Genomic DNA, 13829 nt, shown 5'->3' with positions numbered 1-13829 from the left:
GCTTATTCAAGTAAACTTTTAATCCCTTGATAATGTGTTTCCTTTGGTGGCCAAGCACATAAATCAAACGGATAGTCTGAACCTGGAACCACTCGATTTACACCCACCGTTTTGATGAGATACTCCAAGCTTTCTGGGTTCCAAAGAACATTATCAAACCAGAATCGCTTCAAGTATTGTGATGGTGGTGCTTGTAAATTGGTAGACACTGCCGTCCATTTTTCAAAGCCTTTATCAAGTCGCCCTATTTGATATGGAAGAAAACCACCACCATGTGCAAGTAGAACTTTCATATTTGGATATTGATCCAACATACCACTTAACAGTAGATCCGTCGCACAAACAGTTGTTTCCCAAGGGACACCGATTAAATTAGGCATCATTTTACTCTTTAATCGTGGGTCCTCACTTAATAAGGGATGGATAAAAAGAATGGCTTTAAGGCGGTTAGCCTCTTCAAAAAATGGAGTGAAAAACGGATCCGAAAGTAAATGACCTGGTAAGCCTGGACCAATAATGGCTCCTTGGAGGCCATTATGCATTGCCTCATTTAAGATTTGTGCAGCACAATCAGGTTTCGTTAATGGGACTGTTGCTAAACCTGATAATTTGTTTGGATGAGTTTTTACCAGTTTAGATAATGATTGATTGTAGAGTTTAGAGACTTCCATTGATATTTCAATGGGAAAATCGTACATGAATAGCTGAGGTACTGGAGATATCATCGAATGGTTTACACCAGCTTTTTCTTGTTCGTGTAAAAATAAATCTAAGTGATAGAATACTTCTTTTAACTCAAATCCCCATTTTCCATTAACTAATAAGAAGTCTTCTGAACTATTTTCCTTTTTTATCCATTTTGCATTCACTGCTTGCATATTGTCTTTTAACCAAAAAATGACTTCTTCTGGGATGAAGTGGGTATGAAAGTCATACATAAAATCACGCTCCTAAATTATGATATTATCGTTTTCTGTAACCCATTCTGCTAGAGATTTCCATCGCTCCATGAATAACCTTTTTGATTAGTTCATGTAGTTTAGTAGACTGTATCCGTTGTTTCGGACCAACAATGGCTAATGCGGCGATCACTTTACCTCGATAGTCATAGATTGGAGCTGCGATTGAGTTCACACCTTCACTAAATTCTTCGATGCTTACTGCGTAACCGCTTTCTTTAATTTGGGTTAGATGCTGATGAAAAATTTCTGGATCGACAATTGTTTTTGATGTTATTTTTTTTAGTCCTTTTGATATCACTCTTTCGACTATTTCATTTTCCCCGTGGGCAAGTAGGACTTTTCCGGAACTCGTGCAATACGGGGGATTTCGTCGCCCAATATTGGTTAAAACCTTAGAAGGATGACTGCATTCAATTTTTTGTAAGTAAATAACTTCATCATGATCAAGGATAGAAATATGAGCGGTTTCACCAGTTGTTTGGACTAATTTGGTTAACACGGGCTGGGACTCTTGGTAGATGTCAAATTGCGTATTAACGACTCCGCTCAATGTCAAAATGGTAAGACCCAAACGGTAGTTTTTCGTTTCTGGATTTTTCATAACAAATCCTTCACTTGCAAGTGTAGCAAGGGTTCTACTAACTGTACTTTTATTGATTCCAAGTTTCGTTGCAATTTCACCAACTTTCTTCTCAGGTTCATCGACTGAAAAGCATTGCATGATTCTCAAAGCATTCTTTACGGAAGATAAATAGGAATCCTCGTTTTGATTTTCCAAACAAAATCCTCCTTGATCTTGATAAGAAACTAATCGTCTATATGTGGAGAATATATCAAATTAGTTTTCTTTTGGAAAGAAATAAATTCTGAAAATTATAAAAACTATTAAATTTACTTTTATTAAAAATTTTTTTGAAAATAATTCCCTTTGTTTCACATAGAGCAACAACAAGATTGTCGTCTTTATTTGTAAACGGTAACATTGGTATTAAGAAAATACTAAAAATTCAGAATTATAGGAGGTTTTAATATGTACGTAGAAACAAAGGTGAAATCAATCAATTGTTTACACTTCATTAATGGACAATTCGTAGAGTCTACGAATCAGAAAACGTTTTTAAATATTAATCCAGCAACAGAGGAGGTCCTTGGAACAGTAGCGGAGGGCGGAAAAGCTGAGGTGGATTTTGCAGTACGTTCCGCACGAAGAGCTTTAAACGGTCCGTGGAAAAGAATGACATTAAATGAACGTTCAAAAATCCTTCGTAGAATTGGTGACCTAATTTTAGAACGACAAGAAGAGCTGGCTCACTTAGAATCGCTTGACACTGGAAAACCTTTTTCACTTGCAAATAAGATTGATATCCCACGTGCCGCTTATAATTTCCACTTTTTTGCCGACTATATTACTTCAGTTGGGAATGATTCCTATCAACAAGATGATCAAGCCATTCATTACGCATACCGACGTCCGGTTGGGGTGGTCGGTATCATAAAACCATGGAATTTACCTTTACTGCTCCTTACATGGAAACTAGCACCTTGTCTAGGTATGGGAAATACAGCTGTTATTAAGCCAGCGGAGTGGACTCCAATGACAGCAACGGTTTTAATGGAAATTTGCAAAGAGGCTGGAGTACCGGACGGTGTTGTCAATCTTGTTCACGGTTTCGGGGCAAACTCTGCGGGTGGTGCCATATCAGAACATCCAGATATTGATGCGATATCCTTTATTGGTGAGCCAGGTACTGGCTCAGCCATCATGAAAGCTGCCTCTGATTCTTTGAAAAAACTATCCTATGAACTTGGCGGCAAGAATCCTAATATCATCTTTGCCGATTCTAATCTGGATGAAGTAATCGAAACTACCATAAAATCAAGCTTCATTAATCAAGGGGAAGTTTGTCTATGTGGATCAAGAATTTATGTGGAGCGTCCAATCTATCAAGAGTTTTTAGAAAAATTCACTGAAAAGGTGAAGGAGTTAAAAGTGGGTCTGCCAGGAGAAAAAGATACGGATGTTGGCGCCTTAGTAAGTCAAGAACACTATGAACGTGTCATGAGCTATGTTGAAATTGCTCGGAACGAAGGATCAATCCTAACGGGGGAAAACGACCTGAAGGAATGGAAAAGGGTTACTTCCTTGAACCCACTATTATTACCGAGCTTGATCGAAATTCGCGATGTGTTCGTGAAGAAATTTTTGGACCAGTTGTTACGGTGATGCCATTTGATATGGAAGAAGAGGTCATAATGCAAGCTAACGATACGCATTATGGGCTTAGTGCAACGATTTGGACAAATGATCTCAGAAGAGCTCACCGTGTTGCACATCAAATTGAAGCAGGAATTATTTGGGTCAACACATGGTTCCTCCGCGATTTGAGGACCCCATTTGGTGGGATGAAAAATAGCGGAATCGGGAGAACAGGCGGTATGCACAGTCTTGATTTCTACTCGGAACTTTCAAACATTACAATCAAATTGTAGGAAGGATGGAGAAGATTGACGATTTTAACAAACAAAATTAATGAGTTTGCTAATCTTTTAGAAGAAGCAGAAAAGACGGGAGTCGGAATTCTTCCACTAACCTTAATTGATAAAAACTTAACGGTTAACGAAGCTTATCAAATCCAACTGAATAATATCGAAAAAAAGATGGCAAAGGGTCAAAAGATTATAGGCAAAAAGATTGGACTCACCTCAAAAGCGATGCAAAAGCTTCTTGGTGTTGATGAACCGGACTATGGCCACCTTCTTGACAGTATGGTGATCGAAAATGGGGGGAAGTTCCTCTAAATCAAGTGCTTCAGCCAAAAGTGGAAGCTGAAATTGCCTTTATTTTAAAAAAGGATTTAAAGGGCCCGAATACGACCACATTGGATGTGTTAAAGGCTACGGATTATATTGTCCCAGCATTGGAGATTGTCGATAGTAGGGTTCAAGATTGGAAGATTAAACTTCCAGATACAATAGCCGATAATGCTTCGTCCGGGTTCTATGTATTAGGTGGAAAGCGAACAAAGATTGAGGATGTGAACTTAGAATTACTTGGCATGGTTTTTGAAAAAAATGGCGAGATAGTCAATACAGGTGTGGGGTCAGCCGCTCTAGGAAACCCGGCGACTTGTGTAGCATGGCTGGCCAATCGTTTGGCGGATTTTGACATTACTTTAAAAGCTGGGGAAGTGATCCTATCAGGAGCTCTTTCAGCGGCTGTAGAAGCAAAGGCAGGAGAAACATTTACTGCACGATTTGCTCACATTGGATCAGTCAAGGTTCATTTTTAATGAGGGGTGGAGTCATGAGAAAGGTAAAAGTGGCGATTCTAGGATCTGGAAATATTGGAACCGATCTGATGATAAAACTGGGTAAGTCTAACATTCTTGAATTGACAACAGTGATTGGCATCGACACAGATTCAGATGGACTAAAAAAAGCAAGGGAATTTGGATGCGAAACGATTGATACGGGAATAAAGGGATTTCTAGAAAGGCCGGAGCTTGCTGATATTATTTTTGATGCATCATCGGCAAAAGCACATATTCGACATGCAAAACTGCTTCGGGAAGCAGGAAAACAGGTGCTAGACCTGACACCAGCAGCTGTAGGTCCCTTGGTTGTACCATCAGTTAACTTAAATGCTCACCTCGAGGCTAATAATATTAATCTTATAACATGCGGTGGTCAGGCTACGATTCCAATCGTTCATGCAATTAATCGAATTCATCCTGTGGAATATGCCGAAATCGTAGCAACCATTTCAAGTAAAAGTGCCGGGCCAGGAACGCGTGCAAATATAGATGAATTTACAGAAACAACTGCTAGAGGAATCGAAAAAATTGGAGGGGCAAAAAAAGGCAAAGCAATCATTATATTAAATCCTGCCGAGCCTCCCATTATGATGAGAGACACAGTTCATGTTTTAATCAGTGGGTCTGAGATAAATCAAGAAAGAGTAACGTCATCCATTAGGGAGATCGAAAAAGAAGTCCAGTCATACGTACCAGGATACAGATTAAGGCAAGATCCGATTTTTGATGGACAAAGGGTTACCATATTTATAGAAGTAGAAGGGGCAGGGGATTATTTGCCACAATACTCAGGGAATCTGGATATTATGACTGCAGCTTCCGTTAAAGTGGCGGAAGAATGGGCAAAGCATCGAATTTCGCAGACTGTCCTATCAGGAAAGGAGGACTAAGTTTGATGAACAAAAATAAAGAAATTTTCATAACTGAGGTTGCTCTAAGAGACGGAAGCCATGCTATCCGCCACCAATTTACCGTTGAACAAATTTTGAGAGCAACCAAAGGTTTAGATGAAGCGAATGTACCTTATATAGAAGTTTCACATGGTGATGGATTAGGGGGTTCGTCTTTACAATATGGATTATCGCGAACAAATGAAATGGAATTGATCGAAGCAGCCGCCTCTTCGGTAAAAAAAGCAAAAATTGCGGTTTTACTATTACCTGGGATTGGGACAAAATCTGAATTAAAGCAAGCAGCGAAATTAGGAGCCAAAATGGCAAGGGTTGCGACACATGTAACGGAAGCAGATGTATCCTCGCAGCATATTTCTTTAGCAAAAGAATTGGGACTTGAAACGGTAGGGTTCTTAATGATGGCGCACATGGCCCCGTTAGCTAAACTTGTAGAACAGGCAAAGCTGATGGAAAGCTATGGTGCGGATATTGTTTACGTGGTTGATTCTGCCAGAGCTCTTCTACCCCACCAAGTAACAGAACGTATTCGGGCACTCAAACAAAGTTTATCGATAGAAATTGGTTTTCACGGTCATAACAATCTGTCATTGGCGATGGCCAATACGCTAGCAGCAATCGAAGAAGGTGCAACGCGGATCGATGGAAGCATCCGATGCCTTGGTGCTGGAGCAGGAAATACCCAAACAGAAGTACTTGTTGCTGTATGTGAAAAATTCGGAATTAAAACAGGGATTGATCTTTTCAAAATGATGGATCTTGCCGAAGACATCATTGCTCCTATTTTAGAAAAGCCACAAGAAATCACAAAGGACAGCCTCGTTCTAGGATATGCTGGTGTTTACTCCAGCTTTTTATTACATGCGCAATCCGCAGCGAAAAGGTTCGGAATTGATTCAAGGGATATATTAGTTGAGCTTGGCAAAAGAAATGTGGTTGGTGGTCAAGAAGATATGATTGTTGATGTTGCGGCTGAAATTGCCAAACGTACCACAACCGCAAGGGTTTAGGGGAGGGGACAACATGACAGTTAAATATAAGGAATTGGCGGATTATTTAGTTAAAGCAGAAATGGAACAGCGAGAAATTGAGAGGATAACAGCTCACCTTAGTTCCGGAACTAACTGTAGATGAAGCGTATAACATTCAGAAGGAACTTGTGAAAATGAAGCTGCAGGAAGGAAAAAGAATGATCGGGCCCAAAATGGGACTGACCAGCAAAGCGAAAATGGTCCAAATGAATGTAAATGAACCGATTTATGGTTATGTATTTGACTATATGGTCATTGAAAATGGTGGACAACTACATTTAAAGGATCAAATTCATCCAAAGGTGGAGGCAGAGATTGCTTTTGTCATCGGGGAAGATATTGAGGGACCTGAGGTTTCTATTGCGGATGTGCTGAGGAAAACAGAATATGTTGTTCCGGCACTTGAAATTATCGATAGCCGCTACGAGAACTTCAATTTCACTCTTCCAGGACGTTATTGCAGATAATGCATCTACCTCTAGAGTGGTTTTTGGTACCTCTTTAAAAAAAACTGAACAATTTGAACTCGACCTCCTTGGAGTGACGCTTGCTATTAATGGAGAAATTAAGGAGCTAGGTGCAGGTGCGGCTGTTTTGGGTCATCCAGCTGCAGCAATCGCCATGCTGGCAAGGATGCTTTGTCGAAAAGGTGAGAAAGTGCGAAAAGGTGATGTCATCTTGTCAGGTGCTATTACAAGCGCCATTATGTTAAAAATCGGTGATGTGGTAACGGGAAAGTTTGATGGACTTGGAGATGTGTCCTTTGCAGTAGCGAATTAACTTCATCTGGTTTCAGTCAAGAGTTAGAATGGGAGGGGGTTTCTCGTGCCGATCATAAATGTTCAAATATTGGAAGGTAGACCAAAGGAAAAAATTGCAGAAATGATTCAAAATATTACCGATACAGTAGCTGAAACTTTAGATGCTCCGAAGGAAAGCATTCGAGTTCTAGTAACGGAATTACCAAATACTCATTGGGGTGTAGCGGGAGTACCTATGTCTGAAAAAAATAGAAAATTAGTTTAGGAGGATACTTAAATGACAATTGAATTAAGTATGCTAGTACCGCATGTCCCAAGTATTTGCCATGAATCTCAGGTACCCAACTTTCAAAAGGACATGGTTTCAGCTATGAAGGAAGTCGCAAAGGAAATAAAAAAAATTTCACCAGATGTTATCGTCCTCGTTTCGTGTCATTGGCCATCAACTTTTTTTCATTATGTAGATTGTACTCCAGTTCATCAAGGAATTCTTACTGCTTTTGAAGCACCAGATTTAATTCGAGATGTTCCATATAAATATTCCAGGAGATTCAGACCTTGCCTATGAAATGGTGAGAGGCCGGGAAGAAGCCGGAATAGAGGTTCAAGGGGTTGATGATCCGTACTATTTGTGGGATTACGGAACCGTTGTCCCTTTACGTTACCTTGTTCCAGAGGAAGATATTCCGGTCATTAATTTGTCTGTAACGCTAGCTGCTAGTCTAGAAGAAACATTTAAGTGGGGGCAAGCGATTGGGAAAGTTCTCCGTCAAAGTGAGAAAAAAGTAGTCTTTGTATCGAGTGGTGCTCTGTCCCATAACTTAGTTAGAGGGAGACACAATAAACCTACCGTGGTAGAGCACGCACTTGACAAACAATTTATTCAATTCATAATGAATAAGGATTATAAAGCCGCCTACGCAATGCTTCCTGAGTATGCTCGTATGGCAAAGGTTGAATCAGGAGGAAGGCATTTAGCAATGCTGATTAGTATGCTTGATGAAAGTAGCCAGCCAGTCTATTTGGCGGATGGGCAATCCTCTGGAAGCTGGAATGCTCTTATTACTTTTAAAATTAAACAGATAGTTGGACCAACTAGCAAGGAAAAAGAAGCTGTTAAATAATTAGGAAATCCAGAAGAGCCGTTCTTCTGGATTTCTGGTTGTATTCGGAAGGTGAAACTTTGGTTCTTTCCCGATATAATATTTAGAATATCGTACATATTTCTTACCGTAATTTTGACGAAAAATGTGAATAGTTTTCCTTCATTTTGTAGGTACAACTGGATATGAGATATTCAGTATAATTAATTTACAGAATATTAATAAAAGTCAATCAATAAGGAGATGCTGATATGTCAATTCAGACAATTGGAGTAGTTGGAGCGGGATCGATGGGATCGGGGATTGCAAATCTTGCAGCGATGAATGGCTTCAACGTTATTTTAAGAGATATAGAGGAGCGATTTTTAGAAAGCGCTTTAAATCGGATCAGTAAATTTATGGATAAAAGTGTTGCAAGAGGCAAAATGACAGAGGAACAGAAGCAGGAAGCCTTAAATCGTATTCAAACAACAACGAGCATAGAAGATTTTAAAGATGTCGATGTTGTTATAGAAGCAGTGCTTGAAGATCTAAACCTAAAGAAAGAGGTATTTTCGTCTCTTGATCATATTGTCCGAGAAGGTGTAATTCTCGCAACCAATACTTCCTCTATGTCCATCACAGAAATTGCGTCAGCGACGAAACGCCCAGGAGCTTGTGGCCGGGATGCACTTCTTTAACCCAGCCCAAATTATGAAGCTAGTGGAAGTCGTTCGAGGCTTAAAGACAAGCGATGAAACTGTACAACAATTGAAAGCGTTATCTAAGGAGTTATCTAAAGAACCAGTAGAAGTGAAAAAAGATTCACCAGGCTTTATTGTAAACAGAATTATGCTACCCCAATTTATTGAAGCAATTCGATTGGTACAAGAGGGAGTAGCTACCTATGAAGATATTGATAAAGCAGTAAAGCTTGGTTTGAATTATCCAATGGGACCATTTGAACTTCAAGACTTTGCAGGCGTCGATATTGGCTACCACGTGATGGAATATTTTAAAGAAGAATTTAGCGAAAACTATTATGCTCCTCCACAGTTATTAAAGCAATTGGTTAAAGCGGGAAGACATGGCAAGAAAACAGGCGCAGGATTCTACGACTACGAATAATAGGGGGATAAGACAATGAGTTATGAATATTTAATTTGCGAAATTTATGATAAGGTTGCGGTTGTGACCATCAATCGTCCACCAGTCAATCCATTAAACACAAAGGTATTTAATGAACTATCGAATTTGTTTGGTGAGCTTGAGGCCGATAATCAGGTGCGTGCAATTGTCCTAACTGGAAGAGGAGAAAAAGCTTTTGTAGCTGGCGCCGATATTAACGAAATGGCTAATCTTGATCTAGTAGGTATCAATAAAATGAACAAAATTTCAAGAGAGCTATTTTCAAAAATTGAAAATTTGGATAAGCCTGTGATTGCTGCCTTAAACGGACTTGCACTAGGTGGGGGCCTTGAACTTGCGTTAGCATGTGATTTGCGAATTAGTTCAGAAAAGGCGAAGTTTGCTTTTCCAGAGGTTGGATTAGGCATCATTCCTGGCGGAGGCGGAACTCAACGCTTACAAAAAATTGTGGGTCAAGGAGTTGCCAAAGAGCTTCTATATTTTGGTGAAATGTTCGATGCAAATCGTGCTTTAGAACTAAACATTGTAAATAAAGTTGTTCCAGTAGAAGAGGTGTTACCAGTTGCAAAGGAGTGGGCACGCAAATTAGCACAAAAACCTCCAGTTGCTCTGCAAATGGTAAAGCTTGCTGTGAACACCGGTGGGAACACTGATCTTGAGTCAGGCTTAATTATTGAAAGTACTTGTTTTGGAAATGCATTCTCAACTGAAGATCGGAAAGAGGGGCTTACGGCCTTTGTTGAAAAAAGAAAACCAGTCTATGTTGGTAAATAAAGAGAAGGGTTTCGATTGTACAAGTAAAAAGTACAAATGAAGTATCCGGATCATGACCCGGATACTTCATTTTTCATCAATTCTGTCTTAGAAAATGAGTGGGGAGTTGAATGTTTTGAACCATCATAACCCAAATCTATTATCGGTTTATGGATTGCTGGAAATGGCCGATAAAGCATTTAGCAACAAGGAAGCAATATATGATTTAAAAAGGAGAATAGCGTTTTCTGAAATAAAAAGGGACGCAGATAAGCTCGCAGCAGCTTTAGCGAAAAGAGGAATTAATAAAGGCGACCGAGTTGCAATTGCCCTTCCCAATTGGTACGAAACAATCGTTGTATTTTTTGCTGTTGCCAAAATAGGGGCAACACTTGTCCCATTTAATCCAATGTATAAAGCATATGAGGTTCACTTTATCCTTAAAAATTCTGAGCCAAAGGCTGTGTTTGTCACAGAGGAATTTCGAAAAAATAACCACTTAAAGGAACTACTTTTTGATGTTCCTATTGTCATTTCTGTTCGATTTGAAGGAAATGATTTTATCCCTTATCAGCAGCTCGTGGCTAAGAGTCAAACAGAACTAGAACAAACGAGTATTGATGCACAAAATGATGTGTTTTGTATTTTATATACTTCTGGGACAACGGGTGTTCCGAAAGGCGTCATGATTACTCATGAAGCAATTGTAAAGTCGGCATTAACCTTGGCAACAGAACTGAAATATACAGAAAATGATGTTTTAATCCTACCATCGCCACTATTCCACATTTTTGGAATGGCCGTTAATTTGTTTTGTGCGGTGTCTTTTGGTTCTCGAATTGTTTTATTAGAACGGTTTCAGCCTCAGGAAGTCTTTAGTCTTATTGAACAAGAACAGGTTTCGATCCTAAATGGTGTTCCAACGATGTTTATTAAACTATTAGAAACAGAGAATTTTGATGATTTTAATTTAACTTCGTTACGTACTGGAATCGTTGGCGCATCGCCAATTCCTGCATCAAAGGTTAAAGAAATAAGAGACAGATTGGGGATTAATCTCTGCCAATCCTTTGGTATTACAGAAACGGTAACTGTTACCATGACACCATATGAAGATGAAGAACGAAATATTACAGAAACACTCGGTAGACCAATTCCTGGAGTGGAACTAAAAATTGTCGATGAGAACCGGATAACCCTCCCAGCAGGAGAAACAGGGGAAATTGCAATCAAAGGCTTCGGGACGATGAAGGGATATTATCAATTGCCGGATCAAACAGCAGCGGTCCTAGACAATGACGGATGGTTTTATAGTGGCGACTTAGGCGTTTTAAATGAGAAAGGCTATTTAACATTTGTCGGCCGGAAGAAGGAAATGATTATCCGTGGCGGATTTAATATTTATCCGGGAGAAATAGAGGCGGTACTGGCAAAGCATCCAAAAGTGGTTGAATCAGCAGTCATTGGACTTCCTGATCAAACATTAGGGGAAATTGTCTGTGCCATTATTAAATTGAAAAGTGGAAACGTTTGCACGGAAGAAGAGATTATTTCTTATTTAAAAGAACACATTGCGATCTTTAAAGTTCCGCAAATGGTGATTTTTACTGATGCATTTCCTGTAACTGCAAGTGGTAAGATTCAAAAATTAAAACTTCGTGAAGAAATTGGTGCAAATATTAGTCGTACTATTTAATCATGAAAAGAGGGGTTTAGTATGTTAAATGAATTTAAGTTTGATGTACGTTGGGGAGACACAGATGCAGCTGGTATCGTTTTTTACCCAAATTTTTATAAATGGATGGATGATTCATCCCATGCTTATTTATCTGCAATAGGTTATCCTTCTTCCAAGCTATTTGCTGAACTTCAAATTGGTGTACCTTTATTAGAGGCACATTGTGTTTTCAAAATGCCATTATTGTTTGAAGATAACGTAACCGTACAAAGCTCAGTTATTGAGCTACATAATAAAGTTTTTAAAATTAAGCATGTTTTTGTTAGAAAGGATCAAATTGTTGCAGAAGGTTACGAAATGCGTGCATGGACTTCCTTTGCAGGAGAAAGGCCAAAAGCGCAACCAATCCCTGAATATATTCGCGAAAAGATGGCTCCAATAATTGAAACTGTGGAGGGGTAAGGCATGATAAAACAAGAAAAGAAAAATTTTTTATATAGTGAAATTTTGCCTGAGGATATTTTTACCCCTGAGGATTTTGAAGATGAACATATCATGTTGGCGGAAATGACCAATAAGTTCGTTATGAACGAAGTGTACCCAAAACTAGAAAGAATAGAGAATCAGGAATTCTCTGAAACAATTAATTTAATAAAAAAGGCAGGAGAGCTTGGCCTAATCAGTGCAGATATCCCCTCTGAGGATGGCGGATTGGAGTTAGGTAAAGTCAGTGCGACCATAATTTCTGAAAAAATGGCTGCAGGACGATCGTTTTCAATTACATTCGGAGGTCAAACCGGGATCGGTGCCCTTCCAATTGCTTATTTTGGAACAAAAAAACAAAAAGAGCAGTACCTTCCTGACATTTTAAATGGTAAAACAATTGCTGCTTACGCTTTAACGGAACCGTCTTCCAGGTACAGATGCGTTAAGTGCAAGAACGACAGCCGTTTTATCCCAATGTGGTCAGTACTATATTTTAAACGGAGAAAAACAATGGATAACAAATTCTGCCTTTGCTGATGTATTTATCGTCTATGCAAAAGTAGATGGACAAAAATTTACTGCTTTCATCGTTGAAAAAAGCTATTCAGGTGTTTCAACCAGTATAGAAGAGAAAAAATGGGACTAAAAGGTTCATCAACTCGTTCCCTTATCCTAGAAAATGTTCATGTCCCAATTGAAAATATAATTGGTGAGATTGGTCGGGGCCATGTTATTGCCTTTAACGTGCTGAACATCGGTCGGCATAAAATTGCCTCGACCTCCCTGGGTACAGCTAAACGGGCAATTGAACTAGCTGTGAAATATGCAAAGGAACGTAAGCAATTTGACCAATCCTTATCCGAGTTTAATTTAATCAAAAATAAACTAGCAGACATGATGATTAAAACCTACGTAAATGAGAGTGCAGTTTATCGTACCGCAGGCGCAATGCAAGCTGGTTTTGAGGAAATGAAACTAACTCGAGCAGATTATGGATCAACGATCGGGCGATTTGCAGTAGAATGTTCTATTAATAAAGTGATGTCGACAGAAATACTCGATTTCGTTGTAGATGAGGCTTTGCAAATTCACGGTGGCTATGGGTACATGTCTGAATATGAAATCGAAACGCTTTATCGGGATTCTAGAATTAATCGTATTTTTGAAGGAACAAACGAGATTAATAGAATTCTTATTGCTAGTTCAGTACTAAAATATTTTGAAGAGCTAGAAGAGAAAAATGAGAGGCAAGAGGGGTTACTTGTACGTGAAAAACAAGTATTACAGCTTATGAAAAAACTATTTATCGCAACTGTTAAAACGATAAAGGAGAAAGACTTGACTAATTTTAATATTGAGCAGGAAATCGCGGCATTTTTAGCAGATTTGGTGATTTCGATTTATGGTGTAGAAAGTGCAATCGTTAGAGCAGAGAAAGCAGTGCTTGAAACTGGTGAAGTGGAAAATAAACTGAAACTTGATTGTACGAAGGTGTTCACTCATGAAACATCTCAACAAATTGGGATTCGAGCCTTGAACATCATTAATTATCTTGAGGATCAGGATTTATTCTCTCGAACTGCTAGCCGAATGATTATGAGCAGCTATGAAACTATCATCGAAGTTAAGCGAAGAATTGCTAATTATGTCATTCAAGCCGAACGTTATAAGTGTTAAAGCTTATCCTAATACACAATAGGAG

8 protein-coding genes and 6 pseudogenes are annotated in these 13829 nt (G+C 39.0%); 12 read left to right on the top strand and 2 right to left on the bottom strand.

Annotation, left to right across the window (positions count from 1 at the left end):
* Positions 1 to 2: 2 nt before the first annotated feature.
* Both RGF10_RS14620 and RGF10_RS14615 read right to left on the bottom strand, forming a co-directional pair.
* Positions 3 to 938, bottom strand: coding sequence for an amidohydrolase family protein (locus RGF10_RS14620; RefSeq protein WP_318503184.1), 936 nt, complete (start codon positions 936 to 938; stop codon positions 3 to 5).
* 25 nt (positions 939 to 963) lie between these two features.
* A complete protein-coding gene (locus RGF10_RS14615; RefSeq protein WP_318503182.1) occupies positions 964 to 1740 on the bottom strand; it encodes an IclR family transcriptional regulator in 777 nt (258 codons plus the stop codon).
* A 252-nt stretch (positions 1741 to 1992) separates the two neighbouring features.
* On the opposite strand from RGF10_RS14615, the pseudogene RGF10_RS14610 reads away from it, so the two are divergent.
* From RGF10_RS14610 to RGF10_RS23905, 12 genes and pseudogenes are all read left to right on the top strand, one after another.
* Positions 1993 to 3452: pseudogene (locus tag RGF10_RS14610) on the top strand (aldehyde dehydrogenase).
* Positions 3453 to 3473: 21 nt separating this feature from the next.
* Positions 3474 to 4252, top strand: a pseudogene (locus RGF10_RS14605) (2-keto-4-pentenoate hydratase).
* Between the two features lie 14 nt (positions 4253 to 4266).
* Positions 4267 to 5166: an acetaldehyde dehydrogenase (acetylating) gene (locus RGF10_RS14600; protein WP_318503180.1), complete on the top strand. Its 900-nt coding sequence runs from the start codon at positions 4267 to 4269 to the stop codon at positions 5164 to 5166.
* 5 nt (positions 5167 to 5171) lie between these two features.
* Complete coding sequence (dmpG, locus tag RGF10_RS14595) at positions 5172 to 6197, top strand: 4-hydroxy-2-oxovalerate aldolase (protein WP_318503178.1); 1026 nt, start codon at positions 5172 to 5174, stop codon at positions 6195 to 6197.
* A gap of 13 nt (positions 6198 to 6210) precedes the next feature.
* Positions 6211 to 6998 (top strand): annotated as a pseudogene (locus RGF10_RS14590) (2-keto-4-pentenoate hydratase).
* A 45-nt stretch (positions 6999 to 7043) separates the two neighbouring features.
* Positions 7044 to 7244, top strand: coding sequence for a 4-oxalocrotonate tautomerase (locus tag RGF10_RS14585; RefSeq protein ID WP_318503176.1), 201 nt, complete (start codon positions 7044 to 7046; stop codon positions 7242 to 7244).
* Between the two features lie 12 nt (positions 7245 to 7256).
* Positions 7257 to 8103 (top strand): annotated as a pseudogene (locus tag RGF10_RS14575) (extradiol ring-cleavage dioxygenase).
* A 230-nt stretch (positions 8104 to 8333) separates the two neighbouring features.
* Positions 8334 to 9189 (top strand): annotated as a pseudogene (locus tag RGF10_RS14570) (3-hydroxyacyl-CoA dehydrogenase family protein).
* Positions 9190 to 9204: 15 nt separating this feature from the next.
* Entirely contained in the window at positions 9205 to 9984 is a 780-nt protein-coding gene (locus RGF10_RS14565) for an enoyl-CoA hydratase-related protein (protein ID WP_318503171.1), read from the top strand.
* A 94-nt stretch (positions 9985 to 10078) separates the two neighbouring features.
* Entirely contained in the window at positions 10079 to 11659 is a 1581-nt protein-coding gene (locus tag RGF10_RS14560; RefSeq protein WP_318503169.1) for a class I adenylate-forming enzyme family protein, read from the top strand.
* 21 nt (positions 11660 to 11680) lie between these two features.
* Positions 11681 to 12103, top strand: a complete 423-nt coding sequence (locus tag RGF10_RS14555; protein WP_318503167.1) for an acyl-CoA thioesterase — start codon at positions 11681 to 11683, stop codon at positions 12101 to 12103.
* Between the two features lie 3 nt (positions 12104 to 12106).
* Positions 12107 to 13804 (top strand): annotated as a pseudogene (locus RGF10_RS23905) (acyl-CoA dehydrogenase family protein).
* Positions 13805 to 13829 lie beyond the last annotated feature (25 nt).

The organism is Bacillus sp. T3, from assembly GCF_033449965.1.
Lineage (GTDB): Bacteria > Bacillota > Bacilli > Bacillales > Cytobacillaceae > Bacillus_BU.
The sequence above is the reverse complement of the archived record's forward strand: the minus strand, read 5'-3'. Positions and strand labels throughout refer to the sequence as shown.